This is a genomic window from Sphingobacterium puteale (genome assembly GCF_050986225.1).
Taxonomy (GTDB): domain Bacteria; phylum Bacteroidota; class Bacteroidia; order Sphingobacteriales; family Sphingobacteriaceae; genus Sphingobacterium; species Sphingobacterium puteale.
Map to the genome: position 1 here is coordinate 4964764 of NZ_CP158959.1, position 22451 is coordinate 4987214.

The 22451-nt window shown below is 43.2% G+C and carries 12 protein-coding genes; 2 read left to right on the top strand and 10 right to left on the bottom strand.

Annotation, left to right across the window (positions count from 1 at the left end; translation table 11 throughout):
• Positions 1 to 21: 21 nt before the first annotated feature.
• The 3 genes from ABTV71_RS21055 to ABTV71_RS21065 form a co-directional block, all read right to left on the bottom strand.
• On the bottom strand, positions 22 to 3558 hold the full coding sequence (locus tag ABTV71_RS21055; protein ID WP_433900940.1) for a SusC/RagA family TonB-linked outer membrane protein: 3537 nt from the start codon (positions 3556 to 3558) through the stop codon (positions 22 to 24).
• Between the two features lie 248 nt (positions 3559 to 3806).
• Positions 3807 to 5081 (bottom strand): FecR family protein, encoded by a 1275-nt coding sequence (locus ABTV71_RS21060; protein ID WP_433900941.1) that lies wholly within the window; start codon positions 5079 to 5081, stop codon positions 3807 to 3809.
• A 67-nt stretch (positions 5082 to 5148) separates the two neighbouring features.
• A complete protein-coding gene (locus tag ABTV71_RS21065) occupies positions 5149 to 5748 on the bottom strand; it encodes an RNA polymerase sigma-70 factor (RefSeq protein ID WP_121122397.1) in 600 nt (199 codons plus the stop codon).
• A 157-nt stretch (positions 5749 to 5905) separates the two neighbouring features.
• Here ABTV71_RS21065 and ABTV71_RS21070 point away from each other — a divergent pair, with 157 nt between their 5' ends.
• The gene (locus ABTV71_RS21070) at positions 5906 to 7054 is read left to right on the top strand and encodes an alginate lyase family protein (protein WP_433900942.1); all 1149 of its coding nucleotides are present in this window, start codon (positions 5906 to 5908) and stop codon (positions 7052 to 7054) included.
• Positions 7055 to 7116: 62 nt separating this feature from the next.
• Here ABTV71_RS21070 and ABTV71_RS21075 read toward each other — a convergent pair whose 3' ends face one another.
• The 6 genes from ABTV71_RS21075 to ABTV71_RS21100 form a co-directional block, all read right to left on the bottom strand.
• Positions 7117 to 8622 (bottom strand): glycoside hydrolase family 32 protein, encoded by a 1506-nt coding sequence (locus ABTV71_RS21075; RefSeq protein WP_433900943.1) that lies wholly within the window; start codon positions 8620 to 8622, stop codon positions 7117 to 7119.
• 61 nt (positions 8623 to 8683) lie between these two features.
• On the bottom strand, positions 8684 to 10288 hold the full coding sequence (locus tag ABTV71_RS21080; RefSeq protein WP_433900944.1) for a glycoside hydrolase domain-containing protein: 1605 nt from the start codon (positions 10286 to 10288) through the stop codon (positions 8684 to 8686).
• Positions 10289 to 10342: 54 nt separating this feature from the next.
• Complete coding sequence (locus ABTV71_RS21085) at positions 10343 to 12028, bottom strand: RagB/SusD family nutrient uptake outer membrane protein (protein WP_433900945.1); 1686 nt, start codon at positions 12026 to 12028, stop codon at positions 10343 to 10345.
• Between the two features lie 89 nt (positions 12029 to 12117).
• On the bottom strand, positions 12118 to 15243 hold the full coding sequence (locus ABTV71_RS21090) for a SusC/RagA family TonB-linked outer membrane protein (RefSeq protein WP_433900946.1): 3126 nt from the start codon (positions 15241 to 15243) through the stop codon (positions 12118 to 12120).
• A gap of 74 nt (positions 15244 to 15317) precedes the next feature.
• Positions 15318 to 16274, bottom strand: coding sequence for a carbohydrate kinase family protein (locus tag ABTV71_RS21095; protein WP_121122407.1), 957 nt, complete (start codon positions 16272 to 16274; stop codon positions 15318 to 15320).
• 85 nt (positions 16275 to 16359) lie between these two features.
• The gene (locus ABTV71_RS21100) at positions 16360 to 17682 is read right to left on the bottom strand and encodes a sugar porter family MFS transporter (protein WP_433900947.1); all 1323 of its coding nucleotides are present in this window, start codon (positions 17680 to 17682) and stop codon (positions 16360 to 16362) included.
• 291 nt (positions 17683 to 17973) lie between these two features.
• Between ABTV71_RS21100 and ABTV71_RS21105 the strand changes: the two genes are divergently transcribed.
• Complete coding sequence (locus ABTV71_RS21105) at positions 17974 to 20724, top strand: substrate-binding domain-containing protein (protein WP_433900948.1); 2751 nt, start codon at positions 17974 to 17976, stop codon at positions 20722 to 20724.
• Between the two features lie 110 nt (positions 20725 to 20834).
• Here ABTV71_RS21105 and ABTV71_RS21110 read toward each other — a convergent pair whose 3' ends face one another.
• Positions 20835 to 22451: a RagB/SusD family nutrient uptake outer membrane protein gene (locus ABTV71_RS21110; protein ID WP_433900949.1), complete on the bottom strand. Its 1617-nt coding sequence runs from the start codon at positions 22449 to 22451 to the stop codon at positions 20835 to 20837.

Here is a 22451-nt window from a genome sequence, read left to right on the forward strand (position 1 = left end):
TTTTCATTGTTCTCATTCGGATTAAAAGGTAAGATTTAGACCAAGTGAATATTGGCGCATCGTTGGGTAGTTTACAACAGAAGAGTTGATCAACGATGGATCGTTGCTTGCCGGCCCAATTTCCGGATCCAGTCCCGGGAACTTGGTCCATGTCAGCAAGTTTTCGCCAGCTAAATAAATCCGGAGTTTAGCGATCGAGAAACGGCTCGCTAAGCTTTCAGGAAGGGTGTAGCCCAACTGAAGATTTCTCAGTTTCACAAAAGAAGCATTATACAGGTAATAATCGCTGGTACGTCCATTCTGTGCGTCAGTCACGCCTTTTAAGCGTGGGTAATAACCATCTATCCGATTGTTGGGATCCGAGGGATTCGCGGCATTATAATAATAATGGTCGTTAGCGACCAATGCCGGTACGGACTTACCTTGGGCGACGATGGATGAATTGAGATAAAGTTCATTCCAATAATACGACATGCCTGAAGAAGCCGACCAGATCATTGACGCATCAAATCCTTTATAGGCCATATTGATACTAAGGCCATAATTGAATGCCGGTGTTGCCCTTTTGCCCATAAACTTTTGGTCATACACATTCCCATAAATACCATCTCCGTTCATATCGGAATAAATCAAATCACCATACCAAATCTTGGTAGGATCTATACCATCGGCAGGCTGGAATGAATAACCCGCGGCCACCATGGCCTTTAACCAGGCCATATCCTGTTCGGTACGGATCATACCATCGCGCGGTCCGCCATTTTTATCAACGGAACCATCCGTTAGAAAATGGTTTCCTGATCCTCTGTACACATTATACAAGTAGAATTCATTGATTTCGTGCCCTTCCAGAATCCGTTGGTTTACACCATTGGAAACCATGCCGATATTTGACTGATAAACCCGATTACCGGCGGCATCAGTTACATAACCCTCCGACAATGCTCCTTTATATTTTTCTACCCGATTGGTATTATAGGCAAAGTTGGCTGATACGCCATATTTAAAATCGTTAATTTTATCTTGGTATCCCAGGGTCAATTCAATTCCCCGTTTGCTGACTTCAGCAATATTCATCGTTGCTGCTGTAGCAGTCCCTGTTGTCGCTGGAATGGTCGGGACATATAAAATTCCATCCGTGTAAGCGCGATAGGCGTCAAACTCGACTGTCAATTTATTTTTCAATGCTGTCGCTGTAAAGCCAACATTTGTCGTGGTGGTCGTTTCCCAGTGTAACAGATCATTTCCTAATTTGGTCTGCGCCAAACCACGGACGGCCTGATTATTGAATGAGTAATTTACAGCACCATACGACGGAAGATGATCGTAATTACCCGGAGATGCATTATTTCCGGTTTTCCCCCAGGAGGCCCTTATCCGCAAATCATTCAGAAAAGACTTAAGTGGACGCATAAACGATTCCTCCGAAATACGCCATCCTGCGGAGAAGGCCGGAAAGAAGCCCCAGCGCTTGGCGGTTCCGAAGCGTGATGATCCATCGTACCGTAACACCGCTTCGGCCAGGTATTTATTATCGTAAGCATAATTGGCGCGACCAAAAAAGGAACGTAAACCGTAGTCTAGCTCATCACCTGTGATAGAACTCATTGTTGTTGCCGAATTAAATGTCGTCAAGTCGGGATGTACAAGTCCCAGTTTAGCCGCTCCTATATTATATTGGTTAAAATACTGTTCGTTATAGCCCAAGATACCGCCAACGTCGTGTTTACCAAAAGATCCTGAATAACGTAATACATTATCAATAATCACATTGTAGCTCTTGGTAAGGCCATATTGGGTTGTAATTTGTCCCGACGAAAGCGCTGCTGTACTCAATTTGTTGGTTGCAAAATTCCATTTTTCATAAGGCACCTGATGGGAGTTGGTTTCGGTATACGCATAATTGTAATTTACCTTAGATTCAAACTCCAACCCCTTCATTAAATTTAACTTTGCAAATATTGTGGTGTTGAATCGGTTGACCTGGTTCTTCCCTCCCATTCCATTTAGAAAAGCTAGGGCATTGTTTGCGGTTGCCGATTCTTCGGCGGCAGCCGGAAAACCATAAGCGCCATTGTAATAAGGATAAACTCCGGGCACCGTTTGGGTCAGGTAGGAATATGCAGTGACCACATCAGCCACACTCAAATTCTGCATATCGCCAAAGGTCTGGGTGCCTACAGTCAAAAACTTGGCAACTTTCGACTGTAAGTTTATACGCATCCGGATCTTGTCCGCACCAGTTTCGGGCATCGTCCCGGGATTGTTGAAATAGCCTACTGAAAAGAGGTATTGTGTATGCTCATTGCCACCATTTAAGGAAAGATTGTGGTTTTGTAAAAGTTTGCGTTGTCCAAAAAGCACATCGCCCCAATTGGTATTCGGATAAGCAACTTCATTGGGAATACCAAATTCGGTTAACCCCGTCGGATTTCTCTTCGCTTCTTCCCAGAGATTGATCGTTGCATCGGTATAAACAGCAGCCTGTCCCAAATTCTTGAAACCTTCATTGACAAGGCGCATATGCTGCGCATAATCGGTAATAAATTCGGGCACATTATTGGGTCGAAGCATCGAAATCATGCCCGTATAGGACACATTATTTTTCCCTTTGGCACCTTTTTTTGTCGTAATTAAAATAACGCCATTCGAACCCAAGGATCCATAAATTGCTGCCGTCGCCGCGTCTTTTAAAATCGAAATCGATTCCACATCGTTGGGATTGACAGCATCCATGGAACCTACGATACCATCGATCACCACCAAGGGTGACGTATTGTTTAGTGTTCCCTTTCCACGAATAAGGATATTAGCGCCGTCTGCCCCCGGTTTTCCTGTTGTGGTCTGTACATTCACGCCGGCCGCGAGTCCAGCCAAGGAAGACGTGAGCGTGGACGTTGACCGGTTTTCCACTGAACTTCCACTCACGGTTGATACAGCGCCAATCACATTTGCGCGTTTCTGGCTTCCGTACCCCACAACCACAACCTCGTCCAGACCGTTCACCTCCTCCTGAAGCACAATACTTAATTCGTCATTTCCAGTGACACTTTTTTCCAAACGCTGGTAGCCCACATTCGAAAATACTAAGATGTCATTCGTCGCAGGCAACTGAATGGTGAACCTTCCCTCTTGGTCCGTGATCGTGGAAATATTGGTTCCTTTCACCATAATAGTGGCTCCTACGACAGCCTGTCCCTTACCATTCACGACTTTACCGCCAATGCTCCGCTGTAGAATTTCTTTGCGGTCGGTATTTAGTAGCTTTCTTTTGGGTTTTATCACGATTACCTCGTCTTTTTTGACCCACTCTAGATTCAGTGGTGTTACAATGGCATTTAGCGCATCTTCCAATTTGGCATGTTGTATATTGACAGATAAACGAGTCTGGGCCAAGGACTTGCCATTTAAGAAAAAATTAAACCCGCTTTGTTTTTGGATATCGCGCATTACCTGATTTAAGGTCACATGCTTAGCGGTTAAGTTTATGGTCTGCGCATTTCCCTCAGCAAACAGTTGCATGGTGGTCAGCAAGGAAATGAGTACGATCAATTTCATAATCAGTATACTTCGTAAAGTTAAACTCCACGGGTGTAGCCTAACAAATGGATAAAAAATCATATGTTTGTACGGTTTGTATTTATTTATAAATGGTTATCAAAAATTTGCCCTCGGGCAACACTTGTAAGTATATGCATCCAATTTAAGGCAGTGCCCCCCAGCACTGCCCTTTTTGAGTTGCTTATACCTTTCCCCAGCTCAAGAGGAGTCTATAGTCATTTCTTTTTTCATCAATATTTAAGGTTTTATTGCAATGGTGTCACCAATAAGATATTTTTTTCCTGACTTTTGCTCAACTCAAAATGTACCCCACCTTCTTCCAATACTTCGAGTACTTCCCGGAGTGGCTTGCTTCGTTTTATACGACCATAGAAATGCGTTTGCGGCACTTCGGCTTTGTAACTCACTTCTACATTATACCAGCGCCCAATCTGCTGCAATGCATCCGACAGCGGTGTTTCGTCAAAATAAAACAAGCCATCTTTCCAGGCTGTGAACGGCGCCGTATCTACATTTGCAACTTGTATATTTCCACTATTAGTATTAATCGATTGCTGACCGGGTTGAAGGTATATCGCCTGTGAAGCGCGATTATCGTTTGATAATTTGACCTTACCTGTGATTAAGGTTGTTTTAATCGCCGTATTTTCCGGATAAGCATTTACATTAAACGCAGTCCCAAGCACCTCAATTTCCTGTCCTTTACTCAGCACTTTGAAAGGTCGTGAACTATCTTTGGTCACCTCAAAAAAAGCTTCGCCCAGCAGGATAACTCTTCGTTCATTTTTGGCAAAGCTCATCGGGTATTTTAAAGAAGAGGCCGCATTGAGCCACACTTTTGTACCGTCAGGTAAAGTAATCTGGTACATCCCGCCCAGCGGTGTGGTTAACTCCAACATAACCTTGCTCGGATCTACTGTCATCCCCTGTTTACCTAATGTGGCGGCAGCAATAGATTTCCCATTTTCGTAAGTAATACTTTCGCCCATAACAATCCCAGATGCATGTTTATCGAGCTCCAGAAGTGTACCGTCCGCCAAACGAAGTGTTGCACGGTTTCCGCCAGGCTGTACGATATCCTTCCTTGTATCCTGTATCCCAGCCAGGTTGCTATCCACGTGAACAGGACTCGTCTGCTGCCGCTGGAATACCATTGAAAAAACAAAGAGCAGTAGACAAGCCGCAGCAGTCCAGTAGGGCCATCGTATAGAAAATATGGTTTTCTTTTGCATCGGCGACATACTTTCTGCATCCATATCCGATATCTCATCGCTATCTTCGGTCCCCCGCTGAATTTGCTCTTTGATGTTTTCAAGCATTATTTTCTGCCTGGATTGGCTCATTTTCTCTACAGAAGAAGGCTGCAGTAAATTAGCGACTATGGCTTGGTCGATGGCATCCTGATCATGGATATCAGCAGTAGAAAGCGCGTGCTGTAGCCATTCGATCTCCTCAAGCGAACAGTTCCCTTCTTTATATTTTTGAAGTAATTGGTCTATTTTAGATTTATTGGTCTCCACGCTATGTGTATTTTTAAAGTAAATACACACAGCGTGGAATAAAGGTCTGCTCTAGAAAAATTTTTTTTTACTGCGCAGAATGGAGAAGCAGAAGCAGTAACAAAGCTGAGAAACCATTGTCCTGCATTGCACCGCTTCGGATAAACTTATTTGCCTTGACAATATGGTCACGAACAGTAGCAATAGAAATACCCATTTCTTCTGCAATCTCCTGATAGCTTTTACCTTCCAGCTTAGATAGCCTGAATATTTTTTGGCGTTGTTTGGGCAATCTGCTCAACAAGTCTTCTACCAAGGCCATGGCCTCCTTTGAATCCAGCACTTTATCAATGGTATTCTCGGATTCCGATGCCCCATAGGCGAGCTGGATCTCAGATTCCATCTCCAATTTCAGCCTTCGTTTGAAATTAAAAGTAATATTACGCGAACAGGTAAACAGAAATGCTGCGAAAGATTGCTCAGGATCTATCTTTGACCTATTTTCCCAAATACGTAGAAAAACATCCTGAAGTAAATCTTCAGCGCTAGTTTCATCTTTTAGAAACTTAAGAATATTGGCGTAAATAATCTGGCTATAGCGATGATACAAAATATCAAAGGCCTGCATATCTCCATGATGGAGTTGGCACAAGAGTTCCTTCTCAAGCAGATTTTCATCGATGTCCATAATTGATTATTCTAGGCATGAAGTTAATTACTTCGCTGCAATAATTCAAATCAAATTTCTGAATCCCAGTAAACTTGTGGTATTTTTTTCTTAATTTGCAGCAGCTAATCCCCCCCATAGCTGCGTAATCAATCCATAAACGTATCGATTTAAAACCATGCAAAATTTCATCTATTTATTTTCTGGCCTCTATGTCCGAACTGCCCAATTTTTAAAAATGGGATTGACTTTGTTCCTAGCGGGCCTGTTTATCTCACCTTCACATGGGCATGCCCAATCCTTAATGCATCCAATTCCCCAGATCAATGATGTCAAATCCCAAATCAGCAAAAAGTCCGAACCGGTGTATACTGCATACAAGCAGTTGATTATGCTGGCCGACTCCCTTTTATTGACCGACCATCATGCTGTCGAAGATTTTAGCGTACCGGGCTTCTACAGCGATAAAGAAGGCCAGCGTGCCATGGCAAAAAAACTCCATGCGGATGCTTTTGCGGCCTATTGTACCGCCTTAGCCTATACAATAAACGGTGAGCAGAAATATGCATCCAAGGCCCTATATTTCATCAACTCCTGGGCCACAATCAATAAAAAATATTCTGATTTTGACGGACCCGTTGTACTTTCTTATGCTGGTGCCGGATTAATGATCGCGGCTGAATTACTTAAAAACGATCCTCTTTGGACGAAGGACGACCATGATCATTTCAAAACCTGGACTGTCAAGGTCTATCAAAAAGCGACACATTTCTTGCGCGAAAGACCAAATAATATTGCGGATTGGGCAAGATTTGCTAATCTACTTTCGGCAAATTTTCTTGATGACCAAAAAGAGCTTTCTTTTACAGTAGCCTTAATCAAGGCTGATCTTTTTGAAAAGATCGCAGCGGATGGCCATCTTATTGAAGAAGTAAAACGGGGCGAGAAAGGTTTATGGTATACGTACTTTTCTTTGGCTCCATTGACAGCCTCCATGTGGTGCATATACAACGCCACCGGAGAAAACCTTTTTGCAGCAACGAAGGATGGAAAATCAATCAAGCGGGCTATAGACTACTTATTTTATTACAATCAACATCCAACAGCATGGCCCTGGTTTAAGAATCCTGATGTTGACACTCCGGACAGGACAGCAGGAGTCTGGCCTTCCAATCTATTTGAAGCCATGAAGGATATTTATCATACACCTGAATTTGATTCGTACCTCTCGATTTATCGTCCAATGGTCTACAAAAAAAATCATTTTGCGTGGACCTTCCCGACACTAATGCCAGCACACTTGCATCCGGACAATACGATCAAGTAAAGCATGGAATAAAGCGATCCTTGTCATGACAAAGGATCGCTTTAATCGCACAAAACCAGCGCTTATTTTTTAAACTCAGCAATGCTTAACTCTTGAAATTCCAGCTTTTTATCCCCGACGATACGAATCTTCGTTATTGGCTTATTCGGAAAAAATAAGCTGGTCATTACCGTCAGTCCGCCATCTGCAAAAAGCTCCACAGAGCTCACATCAACATACAAGCTAAAAGACAAAGTTCCATTATTCAGTAGGCGTTGCGCCAAAGCCGTTTTAGCGAATTCCGAATTGAAAGACACTTTGCCGGACTTAGCACGATCGATGTAATATGCATTTTGGTCTTCACGATAACCAATGACCACTTCGTCACCAGATTCATTCGATAAGATCACTTTAAAAGCCTGCTGCTTCAAGGTCTTGAGGTCCAAACGATACGCTTGTGGGAGGTGTTCCTCGAATGAAACTTCTTTCGCCCCGACGTCATGGTATTTTTTTAAAGGCCGAAATGCAGTTTCAATTTCTTTGGGCACAGTACTCGCGACGTAGAAAGACTGTCCAACTTTTTCCAAGGATAAAACACGGGGTATGGTTGTTGAGGAACGCCATCCTGTCGTAGGCACCTCATTAGCATATTGCCAATTGCTCATCCAACCAATCATCAGAGGTCTATCGCCTATATTGCTCCAGGTTACACCAGCATAGTTATCCGGTCCCCAGTCTAACCATTTAATTGCTGTATCGTCAGCTTTGAATTGCTTTCCATCAAAATCACCGACAAAATATTGCGTTACCGACCCCCCATTGGGTCCTCCAGGATTTATGCTCACCAATAGAGCCCATTTCGTCTCGCCTTTGTATTTCATTGAGATAAGGTCAGGACATTCCCAGACTCCGCCATGTGCACCCACCTCCTTACCAAATTCGCTTTCCTTATTCCATTCCTTTAAGTTTTTAGATGAATAGAAAGTAATGCAATCCTTGGTTGCTAAAGTCATGATCCAACGCTGACTATGCGCATGCCACATTACTTTTGGATCTCTGAAATCCCATATTCCCGGATTAGGCAGCACTGGATTCCCCTTATACTTTGTCCAGGTAGCACCCTCATCCAGACTATACGCCAAACTTTGATTTTCATGTAATCCTGTTTTCCGATCCTCTTCCTGATGATTATGATGGGTAAAAATAGCGACCATCGCACCTTTTCCAAAACCGGCTGTATTATCCTGATCAATTACAGCACTTCCCGAGAAAATAGTTCCTAAACTATCCGGATATAAGGCAATCTTTTTTTCATCCCAATGAAGCAGATCTTTGCTGGTCGCATGCCCCCAATGCATAGGCCCCCAGACTGGTTTCTCGGGGTTATGCTGAAAAAAGAGGTGATAATTCCCGTTGATATATACCATGCCATTCGGGTCGTTCATCCAGCCCTGCTTGGGCGCAAAATGGTAGATCGGGCGGTATTTTTCCTCTGTATCTTTTATTTCTTTCGAACCAACTTGCGCGAATGCTGTACTCGTTATACCTGCAAGAAGCAGCATAGTTCCATATTTCTTTATTCTATTCATAGCTCATTTAGTTTATATCATTTTAGGTTATTTATGTCTGTCCATAAAATAGTGATAATTCTTATGATTTCTCGACTTTCATCGTATTGACTTTAATGGTACCCTGATCAGCATAAATCGTCCATGGATTATGCTCCATTTTATAAATACGATTGGTAAAAGCGACATTATTATTAACATAGACCACACAGATAGATTTTTCGATGACAATTTTTACGTCAAAACGTTTATCGGCAGGTATGATCAACGGCGTAAAGTTAAGTTCTGTTTTTCCAGCTGTTCCCACAAGACTGAGTTCCCGATGCATAAAGAGCGAAGGCATGCCCCAGCGATTTGCAGAAGTTAGGTCGAAGGCAATACTATACAACTCAGAAGGATTGTCACAAGCACCAAAAGTGAATCCAAAGTGTTCAGATTGCGAAGCATCTATCGTCATTGATATTTTAACAGCGGTTTTGTTCCGGTTGAATTGTGCATAGCTCCTCCGATTGGACTGCGCTGTTATACGATATGTTTTATTATTTTCTGAAACATTTCCAACGGCATTCAGTTTTTCAAACAACAGCTCCTTATTAAACTTATTGTCCACAGCATCGGGAATAACCGGATATAACCTCCCTGTCGGCCCCTGCAGCAGCCTGTGCGTAATTAAACTTCCAGACCAGGGCAGTTCATTATTACTATTGATGGTCTGCCCTGTAGAGCACCAACCCGATAGGTAGCGCGCTGTTCCATCACTGGCTGTCTTGCCAGCATAGAGGTATAAGCCATCAAAAGTTTCATGATGGCCGTTGTCATCTCTACATATTTTCCAGGGGCCATCGGGTGAATCAGCAATGCGGTAAAAAGTCTTGCGATGCGCGTCCCGGTTGATCCGGGAGAATGTTAAATACCATTTGTCACCCATTTTAAATAGATCTGGACACTCCAGTATTTCTGCATCCGTTTCAATCTGATACATCCCTACAGCTTGTGCATCTGTCGCTACAATGGGTGTTATACTAGACCAATTATTCAGATCTGCAGATATATATCGTGCAATAGCACCCTTGCCATCCTTACGCGTCGTCACCAACATCACATAACTGCCGCGAGTTTCGTCCCAATAGACATGAGGATCCCGAAAATTGTTTTGGTCATAACCCGGAGCGGCCTGTATTGTCCAGGCGGACTGCTTTGTCCAGTTCAGTAAATCTGTCGAAGTCGCGATCATCACTTTTTCGGCCGGATTCAGGTTGCCATTATGCCCCGTATAAAAACAAAAATAGGTCTGATCCTTTTTAATAAAGCTGCCTGTTCCTATCCATTCATCCTGACTTCCCATAACCCCAGCAGGCAATACTTCTGTAAAACCATCAAATGTGGCGTAATCGCTGGTTTTGGTCACCTGAATCGGATGGCGATTGGCATTTTCGTAGAGATAAAACAAATAATAATTTTTATCATCGGCATTGTAATACGGCATGGGATCTCCGACAAATCCTTCTTGTGGCTTATAAAAAGTCTGAAACAGACCGGCTTCCTGTACCGAAGTACAGGAAGTAGACCGATCTACTGCTATTGGATCACTCGGCTTATCGAGAGACAAGCTTTGATCAACACTTTTACAATTTGTCAGCAACGCCATCAAGCATAGCACCGGAATTAAATATAATTTTGTTCTCATTTAGGATCTCAATAATACCATTATACATATTGTTCTGCCCATTCCTACAGTGTTTTAATATCCTGGGTTTTGTTTATAGAGGTACTTGCTCAATCTGATCTGTGCTTCGGGAATAGGCAAATACTCATTCTTATCTGCCGTAAAATGAGCTACAGCATAATAAGAACGCCGTGACTTCTCCGTTTCATAATACGCATTCATGGTTTGATCCGCAATTCCCCAGCGTACCAGATCGAAGAATCGGCCATTTTCCATCGCCAATTCCAAACGGCGTTCCCAACGTAAAGCCTTCCGTGCATTTTCCTCATTCCATATGATATTTTCACCATTTTTATACGTTTCGATCAGCATTTTATCTGTAGCATACCCCGTCATTGTGGCACTATTTTTTGCACGCAGACGTACTTGGTTGATCAGAGGTAAGGCTTCGGCCGAACGATGCGATTCTATAAGTGCTTCGGCACGCATTAGCAAGACATCGGCCACACGCAGCACAATACGATTTTTCGTATTCGCAAAAAAGGGAGCCATTGGTACAAAACAATCACAATCAGGATCAACATTCTCTTTCAGCGAAGCATAGACCGAATAGTCCGCCGGATTACGATTCCAGCTCTCTTGATAGGTGCGTTTGGTATTGTATTTATAAGGCAGTCCCGGAATCGCTACGGTGTGAAATAACCTGGGATCATATTTTTCTGAAGCGTTGAACGTATTTAAAGTATTATAGTTATCAAGGGGTACCCCCTTTCCTGTCGTGCGAAATGCATTCACCAAGCTCTGACTAGGTTTATTAAAATCGCAGCAGCCCACACCCATTGGCACAGAGAGCACATCCGAGAAATTCACACGGCCAAACTTAGTTCCATCATCTTTTGAAAATTGAACTGAAAAAATTGCTTCTGTACCGTTCTCATATTTCCCGGGCAAAAAGTTGAAAGCGAAGTCCGCTTCAAGTACATGATTTGAGGAAAGTACAATGTCTGTATTTTCCAACACTTTATTCAGATCGTCCGAACTAATTCCTGTTACGGCGTGTCGCTCGGCATTGTCCTGACGATAAGCTTTATACAAGTATGTTTTCGCAAGATAGGCAGCAGCTGCAATTCGGTTGGCACGACCAATTTCCGTTTGCGCGGTCGGCAAATGATCTACCGCGTACTGAAAGTCATCGACAATTTTTTGCCAGAGTGCATCGTTGCTCAACGCTCGATTTGATACCGTTTCATAATTGTCTATTGGCACATTTTCATCGATATAGGGTACATACTTAAAGAGCGTCTTAAGCATAAAATAGAAGTGCCCCCGCAGGAACCTTGCTTCGGCCAATTTTCCCTCCTTCCCTTCAAAACCATTCATTTCCTGAATCGTTTTGATCGTCGTATTGGCACGTGAAATGGCGACATACAGCTGAAACCATAGTTTATCCAACTCCGCAAAATTGGTCGTAATATTGCTGGATACCTCCAAAAAATGGAACGTTTGAATATCCTGCGGCCCCGAACCACCTTTGTACGCGTCATCAGACCTTACTGTACCATAAGGCCAGAGGCTAAAAGGTACATCATAATGGTCATTGCCCAAAGCGGCATATGTAGCCGTCAGTAATCTTTCAGGTTCCTTTACCTGGTCGGAGCTGAGTACAGCATTGGGGGTCTGCTCCAGAAACTTGGTACATCCGGACAGTAGACCGGTTGACAGCATCATTATTATCGCTAGTTTATTGGTTATTTTTTTCATTGGAATTCTATTTATTAACATGCTCCATATGGATGGATGATTCTTTTGGTTATTTTGTCCATTATTTAAGGATTCCCGGTTTCTTTTTGCTAAAAGCCAATATTTACTCCCGCAGTCCATGTCGTAGGGATAGGATAGCCCCAGCCTACATTCTCCGGATCTACACCTGTAAAATTCTTCGATTTGACAGTAAACAGATTCTGTCCCGTAAGGTAGACGCGTAACCGGTTCATCCGCAAACGAGAAGCGGTTGCTGCGGGTAACGTGTATCCAATAGACAGGTTTCGAAGTTTCATATAGGATCCGTTTTCAATAAAGTAATTGGACAGTCGGCCTTCATCATTATTGTTTGTCGTCTGCAATGCTGGAATTGTCGAAGTTGGATTCTGCGGTGTCCAAGCATTGAGCAGGCGCACGCCCTTGTTGGAATTTACATCATCTACACTCCAAAAATCAGTCTGTTTTTTCAGCCAATTTTCAACATCTATCCCCTGTACCCCCTGAAAATAGGCTGAAAGGTCGAAGCCCTTATATTTCAGTGCGATATTCAAACTATAGGAAAAATCAGGGTGTGGGTTTCCGATCCAAGTACGGTCCATGTCTGTAATTTGCTGATCTGCATCGTATACATTTACGTAGCGCAATCGCCCAATCCCTTTCCCCGTTTGGTTGACATGATTGTCAACATCCATCTGATTTTGAAAGATTCCATCGGTTAAATAACCATAAAACGAACCCAACGGTCTACCAATAATATTATCCCCCTGGCGTCCACCGTAGGAGTTTTCCACGGCTACAGGCAAGTGAGTTACCTTGTTTTTATACGACGATAAGACAGCAGTCACATCATAATCCAAACCAAAAGCGGTCTTATTGCGGTACCCCACAGTAAAATCCAGGCCTTTGTTTTCCATCGAGGCCCCATTGGCCCAGCGATAACCACCCTCACCTACAACACCAATATAGGCGGGATTAATCAGCATATCTTTCGTTGCTTTGACATACCAATCAACCGACCCGTAAAGACTTTGGCCAAACAGCGTGAAGTCCAAACCGATATTGGTTTGTGTCGTAGTTTCCCACTTTAGGTCGTTGTTTTCTGTCTGAATTTTCCGGTATCCCGAAGGTAAGATTCCGGTTCCCGAACCCGAAAGATCATAAGCAGTACCGTCGATGATATTCCATGTTGGGTCACCTATCCCATACTCAGGCACAAAAAGTGCATAAGTCGCTAGATTGCCAATCCCCTGATTACCAGTCTGCCCCCAGCCCACACGTAATTTAAGATCAGAAATGTAATCTTTGGTATTCGCCATAAAACGTTCGGATGAAATCCGCCAGCCCGCTGTTACGGCCGGAAAAGTTGCAAAGCGGTTATTTTTGCCAAAACGGGAAGAGCCGTCATGTCTCACTGTAAAGGAAGCCAAATAACGGTCATCAAAAGAATAGTTTGCCTTTCCGAAATAAGAGAGGAGCGAAAAGCCTGTCGAGGTACCACCGACGGCAGCAATTCCAGTGCTCACGCCAGGCCACATATACTCAGGCGTTTCTATAGAAAAAGCCCCATCGCCACCGGTATATGCGTTAAAACTAATATCATTCTGACGATTCATTTCAACACCAGCCAATAGGTCTATCGTATGATTAGCAATCTCTTTTCGGTAGGTTGCCGTATTCGACCAAGTCCATTTCATTCCATGTGACTGTTCCATATTGACAGCACTTCTATCGCTGTTCATAAAACCCGAACGGTAGGAAACTTGCAGGTTACGTTTATAATAATTACCATAATCTATCCCATAGCTTGTCCGGAGATGCAAGTCTTTAATAAGCCGCAAATCGGCATAGACATTCCCAAATAACCGCCAATAGTTGTATTTATTATTTCTGTTGTCATGCAGCAGGCGTACCGGATTATGGCGATCGTTCATTCCCAGCGCTGGACCGCCCCAACCAATGCCGTCAACAGTATGTACCGGTATGATAGGCAATGCTTTCAGGGATAGATCAAGCACATCTCCGGGTACCTGTACTTCACCTGTATTGTTCACCGTAAAATTCTCCCCAACAACCAGTTTACCATCAAAAAGTTTGTAATCGGCATTCATCCGAGCTGATATGCGCTGGAAATCCGTATAACGAAGAGTACCATCATTCCGCAGATAACCCAAGGAGAAGTATGAACTCGACTTATCCGTCGCCGAACTCAAAGTGGCATTATAGGATTGGAGCAGACCTGGTTTGGAAACTTCATCGAACCAATCGGTATCCGCGGCATACATAGTATGCTCACGGTCGATATATTGTGGTATAACGACCTTGTTCAGCTGTGGCAGACCATTGGCGTCATTGTTCCACTCAAACTGATAGCCAATATTATTGCTGTTTGGATTACCACCGCTATTAATCGTAGCCTGCCATAGCGCCTGTCCATACTGCTGGGCATTAAGGACTTTCATGCGGTTGTTAAAATGTGTGCTGGTTGCATAGACATCAACCGTAAGTTTTGTTGCGCCAGGTTTTCCTCTTTTGGTTGTAATCACGATAACGCCATTTGCTGCGCGTGATCCATAGATACTTGCTGATGAGGCATCTTTCAGGACTTGAATGCTCTCGATGTCGTTAGCATTAAGCTCATGCATTCCACCCTGTGTAGGTACGCCATCGATGACATAGAGTGGATCTTGGCTACTGTTGATCGAACTGATACCGCGCATCCGTACCGTGGCAGCTCCGCTGGGACTACCGTCAGAGGTTACCGTCATACCTGCTACGCGTCCCTGAAGTGCTTTCATTGGATTATTTTCAGGCGCTTTCATCATTTCTGTCACATTGACGACGCTTACCGCCCCAGTCAGGTCCTTCTTGCGCTCGGTCTGGTAGCCTGTAACAACCACTTCGTCAAGTCCCTTTTCGGTGCTGATCAATCGGATATCCAGAAATTTCCGATCACCCAATTGCATAGTCTGAGGTTCATAGCCTACATAGGTTATTTCCAAAGTACCTTTGTTACCCGATACCTGCAACACAAATTCCCCTTTTTCATTCGATTTGGTTGCCTGAGTGGTGCCCTTGACCACTAATGACGCTCCAGCGATAGGAGCTGCTGTTCCGCTGTCCGAAATCCGCCCCCGAATTTCTGTCTGCTGCGCGAAAGCAGCTACCGAAAAGAGCGCCAAAGACGGGAGCAACATCACTTGCTGTCTTGTAAACATAATTGGTTATTATAAGTAGATTATTAATTAGATTATTTGTCTTGTTGTTGGTTATTTTATTTTGTCATAAACAGCTATTGTTTCAGCTTTAGGTCGCTATCGCGAAAGATTGGATTCAGCCAATGGAAGCGGTTGATATCTTCAGGACTGTAGGCGGGGCATGCACCGCTGCTCTGCGTCACAAAACCACTGAGCGTAGCAGCAAATTCCAGTACTTCCTCAAGTTGAACACCATCCTGCATCTGAAACCTCTTGGCCAGAAAAGCTGCCAAAAAGGAATCCCCGCTTCCAATCGTATCTTCTACCTGAACCTTCAATGCCGGAAAATGGTAACTTATATTGTCTCTTTTAAAATGATACACTGCTCCGTCTGCACCATACGTTACTATAGCTTCCTGAATTGCAAAACGTTCCATGATTAGATCTACACGCTGCTGATCAGTAGAGGTAGCTGTAGCACCATTCCAGTCCGAAATAATGTGCAGTTCCTCCGCATTCATTTTCACAAAATCAGCATATTTTAAAAGGCTATGTATTTTTTCGGGACCGAAATATGGAGCGCGCAAATTGACATCCATCACGCGGAAACGTGCTTTTTCCAGTAACAACAACAAGCTTTGAAAACTTACCTCATCCCGACAGGCTAAACTGCCGTATACCAAAAAGTCTACGGCCGCAACCGCTTCCAGCACAACAGTATCCACCGCTATTCTATCCCAAGCAACAGGATAAACGATTTCGTATTGTACATTGCGTTCCGCATCAATCGTAACCTCGACCGTTGAGGTGGGTAAACTGTCGTCAAACTGAAAAAATGTTGTCGGAACTCCCAGTTGCTCACACGCAGAAAGCAGTTCATCTCCATTTTCATCACGCCCTATGCGTGTCAGCATACGCGTCACAACACCTAGTTTATTCAGGTGATACGCTACATTCAAAGGAGCGCCACCCAGTTTTTTGCCTGTAGGTAGATTGTCCCAAAGAACCTCTCCAAAACAAATACCCTGTATTGATTTATCTCCGTTTCTCATATTTACTCTTTTTTATACGCGCTTTGGCTGAGTGCCAGAACGGTGTACCGAATTGATTATTTTAATTTCCCTTACAAATACCTCCTTAATGCAGATTCATAGTATGCCCCATATCTTCTAAAGACCTTCCTTTTGTCTCGGGCATAAATTTCACTACATAAATAAGCTGCAATACCATAAATAGGGCAAACATCAGAAAGGTGCCACCACCGCCAAGAATCTCCGTCAGTGCCGGAAAGCAAAAAGTTATAATTGCTGCCATCACCCAATGCGTCAGGCTACCAAATGTCTGCCCTTTGGCCCGTACATCATTTGGAAAAATTTCGGAAATAAACACCCAGATCACCGCTCCCTGTGAGAAGGCGAAAAAAGCGATAAAACTCATCAGGTAGATGGTGATGGCAAATCCTGTTGTCTGTCCGGTGTAGAAAGCCTGCGAAACCAGTGCTAGCGATACGATCAGCCCTAGAGACCCCACTAGCATCAATTTTTTGCGACCTACCTTATCAATAAAATTGATCGCCACCAAAGTGAAAATAAAATTGATAACACCGATACCGACTGTGGATAGCAGCGAACTCTGCGAGCCGAGGCCAGCCATCTCAAAGACACGCGGCGCATAATAAATAATCGCATTGATACCCGAAAGCTGGTTGAATAACGCAAAACAGAAGGCTAACAGAATCGGTTTGGCATTTTCACGTATAAATAATTTACCTTCGCCCGCCATCTTATCATTGGATTCCTGAATTTTCTCGATTTCAAGCTCGTAATCTTCAGAATTTATTCTTTTCATGATCTTCGTTGCTTCGGACAAATTATTTTTATGCAATAACAGCCACCTCGGACTTTCGGGAATAAAGAAGATCAATATAAAGAACAAGAGCGACGGAAAGCATTGCACACCCAGCATCCAGCGCCAGGATTCTTCTCCCAATTGTCCGATAAAATAGTTGGATAAGTAGGCAATCAGAATTCCCAATACCACATTAAACTGAAAGAGGCCCACCAACTTGCCTCTTGAAGCTGCAGGGGAAATTTCGGAAATGTAAATTGGCGCCGTCACCGAAGACACACCGACCCCGATTCCCCCCAAAAAACGGAATAAAATAAATATAGTCCAGTCATTCGCCAATGCGCTCCCAATGGCGGAAATAAAATAAAGTGCCGCCACAGCAAATAATGTATTCTTCCGACCAAGCTTATCCGAAGGCAACGCCCCCAATGCAGCACCGACAACAGTACCTATTAAGGCAATAGCCATTGTAAGCCCATGCTGAAACTCGCTTAGATGCCAATGCTCCTGTACTGCCTTTTCAGCTCCAGAAATCACTGCTGTATCAAAGCCAAATAAGAATCCGCCTAATGCCACTACAAATGACCAGGCTAATACGGTATTTTTGTTCATGTTTTCCCTATAATTGATTAACTCAAATTTAACCCAGGATTCATGCTAACTTAAATTTGGACACAGCAAAAACATATATTTATGTAACATTTTAAAAAACACAATAAACCTTTATATATCAATAATTTACAATAAAACAATCTTTTAAAACTGTTAGTTTTTAGACATATCCTTTAGAAAATGATACATATTTATCTCAATCCACTTTAGTGTAATGAATACACTAACCATATACTGATTATCTAAAAAAAGCGAAATGATGTATATTCGGATTGTAAAGGGAAAAAAATCATGGGAAGACACACCGTTTATAGCCTATTGATCCTATTCCTTTTTTTGGGTTGTCAATCAGTAAGCCAAAAAAAGAAGCGGATCATCGCTTTTTCGCAATGCATTGGGAACGATGCCTGGAGGCAGACTATGCTCGAGGAAATGAAACGCGAACTCTCTTTTAATCCCGACATTGAATTCTTATACCGGGATGCCCATGGCAACAATGCGATGCAAATTGACCAGATACGCGAACTTGCCAAAGCAGATATAGACTTGTTGATCGTTTCACCCAATGAGGCCGAGCCGCTTACTCCCATCGTTGATTCCATATACCAGCTTCATATCCCTGTGATCGTAACCGACCGCAAAACCTCCTCGGGTCAATATAATGCATACGTAGGGGCAGACAACCTGGCCATTGGTAAACTTGCAGGTCAATATAGTCAAACTGTCCTTCCAGGCAAAGGCAAAGTCGGATTAGTGACCGGACTATCGGGGACATCGGCTTCCATCGAGCGCGAAAAGGGTTTTAAACAAAGTATTTTGGCAGCATCTGGCATGCAAATAAGCAGTATTATCCACGGGGGATGGGAAAAAAATACTGCCTATGCCGAAACGCGAAAGCACATCAGTCAGATGGCGCAATGCGATGTCATTTTTACTTTCAATGACCAAATGGCCATGGGCGTAAAAAAAGCCCTGGACGAAGCGCAGTCCAAAAAAGATATTAAAATCATCGGTGTAGATGCGCTGCCCGGACCAGGCAATGGTTTGGAACAGATTATGCAAGGCCATATGTATGCTTCCATGCTGTACCCCACAGGCGGCACTGAAGCAATCCGAATAGCGCTAGCGATTATCAACAATCAGCCTTATAAACGCGAGAACATCCTTGCTACCTCCGTTATTGACAAAACAAATGCAGAACTACTCGCACTGCAATCCCATAAGATCCAACAGCAACAAATAGATATCGACAAAAGACAGGAATTTATTACCGAACAGAACCGTATTTATCAGAATCAAAAGTCTGTACTCAATGTCCTTGTTGTCAGTCTGGTGCTCGCAGTCGTTTTTGGCGGTGTTTCAGTCATTGTCATCAAAAGCAATTGGGAGAAGAACAAACATCTCGAAATCAAAAATGGCGAAATCTTGTCCCAGCAGCAACAAATCGTTGAGATGAACAGTCAGATTCAGCAGGCAGCGGAAATTAAAAACAATTTTTTTACCAACATCTCCCACGAGTTCAAAACTCCCCTCACCCTTATCCTGGCGCCGATAGAGGATCTCGAAACACGGAAGGATCTTGCCGACGATATCAAAGATCAATTGTCACGTGTCAAACGAAGTGCGAAAAAATTGCAACGCCTGGTAAGCGATCTCATCGATATCCATCGCATCAGCAAAGCAAAGATCAAGCTTCAAGTTTCAGCAGTACAGATTGACCCTTTTATACAACAGGTAATCAACAGCTTCAAGCCGCTGCTCAAAAAAAACAGAATATCCGTCAGCTACGTTAACAAAAGTATATTAAAAGAAGTATGGATTGACGAATACCTGATGGAACAGGTGCTATCCAACCTCCTTTCCAATGCCATAAAACATACCGCAGCCAGTGGAAGAATTGAAATTTCATTGGAAGAAAATAGCTTCAAAGATTACTTCTACTTACGCGTATTGGATAATGGATTAGGAATCGCGCCTATCGATATAGAGCATATTTTTGATCCTTTCTATCAAGGGACCGGTAGCAGGAATGGCTCTGGGATTGGTCTTGCTTACGCCAAACAGATTGTCGAGCTACATCATGGCCAGATCACAGCCAGCAGCAAATTAGGCCATGGTTCGATCTTTACACTACGGATGCCCATCGGCAATGCTCATTACGAGCAGGAAGAGCTCCTGAAAGATGAATCTGGCATAAAGCCCGTATTCAAGCAGCAAGAACATCTGGAGCCTGAGGTCAAGTCCCCCCAAAAGAATCTTTCCTTTCATTCTGATAAATCAAAAAGCATTCTGATTGTCGAAGATAATGATGAAATCAGAGACTACCTCAGATCTATCTTAGAAAGCGACTACAATTTATTGTTGGCCAGAGATTCGCGTCAAGCCAATAATTTTATGAAAACGCACTTCCCGGATTTGGTACTCACCGATATAATGCTGCCTGACGGCAGTGGCCTAGATATCCTCAAAGATGTTAAAACCTTTTATCAGACCGCTCATATTCCAGTCATTCTGTTGAGTGCACTTGCCAACGAAGAGACTATCCTTGAGGGAAGCCTTTTAAAGGCAGATGACTATATTACCAAACCATTCAATGCAGCCCTCCTTAAGGTGCGGATTGCCAATATCCTACAATCGAGGCATCAGCTGAAAGAAAAATATAGCAGCACTGTGGAGCAATTTGATACTTCACAGTCTGATAGCATTAACGAGAGCGACAGACGCTTTCTCAATAGTTTTTCGACGATTGTTGAATCAAAGCTGGCTGATTCAAGGCTGAGCGTCGACGATATTGCCAGCGAACTTCACTTATCGCGCGTGCAGCTCTATCGAAAGGTTAAACAGTTGCTCGACTGTAGCATCAGCGAATATATTGTAGAAAGGAGGCTCAAAAAAGCCAAAAGCCTGATGGCAGATGGCCTCCATATCAATGAGATTTTCAGCAGTGTCGGTTTTTCATCGGCTTCCTATTTTGCTTCAGCATTTAAAAAGAGATATGGACAGTCGCCAAGCACTTTTAAAAAAGAGCTGGACCGAAAATAATAGCAACAAAAAATCAAATAAAAAAACGGTTAAGCAACTAGTGCTTAACCGTTTTCAATCAACTCATCGCCACACTCAAAAGGTATTCCCAAATCCTGTTAAATGTGCGATTAATAACCTGGATTTTGTTTCAGTGTCCCCTTACTGTTATCAATTACAGCTTGTGGGATTGGCCATAATTCATTTTTGTCAGCTTTGAATGTTCTGTTTTCGGAGAAAAAGCGGTCAGTCAGAGACGTGTAGGTCACTTTCCCTGTTTTTGGATCAACCGTTCCTTGTGACAAAGCACCATTCACCGGACCGTTCATCACATCTTTCGCAATTCCCCAGCGGATAATATCAAAACGACGGCGTCCTTCACCCGCCAGTTCGACGCGGAGTTCTCGGCGTACCAATTCACGTAATTTGCCCTGACCGGCATATACAGCTTGGTCAACTTTTGGCATTTTGGCGCGTTCGCGTACCAGATCTATATTTTCATATACGCTGTTATCAATCTTTCCCAGTTCGATTTTTGCTTCTGCATTTAATAATAGCATCTCTGCATAACGCATGACAATAATATTGGTTCCAACATTCCATATGTTAGCATAGCTGCCTGGGTTTTGGATATACTTCTTGTAGTTATAGGCAGTACTGGATGCATTATCGGGACCGGAAGGGTAATCTTCTGATTTTGGGTTCAGCGGATCAAAATATTTGCCATTGTACGAGGCTCCAGGGTAAACAATAGTTGCCCCCAGGCGCGGGTCCCTATTTTCATAAGGATTTGCAGGATTATAATTTGTCGATTCGCTAATGGTTTTTCCATCTGCCGTTTCAAATGCATCTACCAGACTTTGGGTAGGCACAATTGATCCCCATCCCCCCATGGAATTGGGTAGCATAATGCCAAGCATGGTATACCCTTGTACATTGGCTATATACTCAATGTTCATCATCACTTCACTGTTATTTTCATTTGCCTCCTCAAATAAAGTAGCATAGTCATCAAAAAGTTTATAGGTTCCTGCGGAAATGATTTCTTCGGTAGTATTGATTACCTCCTGATGTTTTTTCTGGAAGGCATAACAACGAGCCAAGAGCCCTAAGGCAGCACCTTTGGACATTCTCGCACCGCCTCTTGCGTAAGACAAATCAGCAGCAGCTTCCTTTAATTCTTTTTCCACAAATTCCAGCACTTCTTTTTGGGTATTCGCTGGAATGTAAGCATCTTCTTTAGCTAATGTTTTAGTGATGATTGGCACGGCTCCAAATAAGGTTGCCATATCGAAGTATCTGTAAGCACGGATCACCCGAACTTCGGCTATCAACTTTTTTCTTTTTTCGACAGCCATCGGTGCTTTATCAATATTCTCCAAGATATAATTTGCACGACGAATATGTTCATAGGTATACCTTGCTTCGGCATTTCCAGAATTTGTTGGTGTTGCTGTACCGTTTCCTAGACCTTGAAAGCCCTCCCATGGAAAATCGCTATTGGAATTATCTGAAGTACAGTCCATATAAAAGATTTGCGTTCCATCTTCCCAGGCAGAGCCCTCGTTCATTTTTCCGTCCCCATCACTTGTTCCACTATACAATCCAGTCACAGCAAAGTCCGCCTCCGCTTCTGTTTTCCAAAAATTATCAGCATTATAGGCATCTAAAGGTTCTTGATCCAGTTTCTGACACGAAAATAAAAGTGTCGCAACACTTAGTGCTATGGTTATATTTTTAAGTTTCAT

Excerpts from the sequence above, each read along its gene's own strand:
- ABTV71_RS21105 (WP_433900948.1), top strand. The coding sequence starts at position 17,974 with ATGGGAAGACACACCGTTTATAGCCTATTGATCCTATTCCTTTTTTTG.
- ABTV71_RS21070 (WP_433900942.1), top strand. The coding sequence starts at position 5,906 with ATGCAAAATTTCATCTATTTATTTTCTGGCCTCTATGTCCGAACTGCC.
- ABTV71_RS21100 (WP_433900947.1), bottom strand. The coding sequence starts at position 17,682 with ATGAACAAAAATACCGTATTAGCCTGGTCATTTGTAGTGGCATTAGGC.
- ABTV71_RS21085 (WP_433900945.1), bottom strand. The coding sequence starts at position 12,028 with ATGAAAAAAATAACCAATAAACTAGCGATAATAATGATGCTGTCAACC.
- ABTV71_RS21080 (WP_433900944.1), bottom strand. The coding sequence starts at position 10,288 with ATGAGAACAAAATTATATTTAATTCCGGTGCTATGCTTGATGGCGTTG.
- ABTV71_RS21065 (WP_121122397.1), bottom strand. The coding sequence starts at position 5,748 with ATGGACATCGATGAAAATCTGCTTGAGAAGGAACTCTTGTGCCAACTC.
- ABTV71_RS21090 (WP_433900946.1), bottom strand. The coding sequence starts at position 15,243 with ATGTTTACAAGACAGCAAGTGATGTTGCTCCCGTCTTTGGCGCTCTTT.
- ABTV71_RS21095 (WP_121122407.1), bottom strand. The coding sequence starts at position 16,274 with ATGAGAAACGGAGATAAATCAATACAGGGTATTTGTTTTGGAGAGGTT.
- ABTV71_RS21110 (WP_433900949.1), bottom strand. The coding sequence starts at position 22,451 with ATGAAACTTAAAAATATAACCATAGCACTAAGTGTTGCGACACTTTTA.
- ABTV71_RS21075 (WP_433900943.1), bottom strand. The coding sequence starts at position 8,622 with ATGAATAGAATAAAGAAATATGGAACTATGCTGCTTCTTGCAGGTATA.
- ABTV71_RS21055 (WP_433900940.1), bottom strand. The coding sequence starts at position 3,558 with ATGAAATTGATCGTACTCATTTCCTTGCTGACCACCATGCAACTGTTT.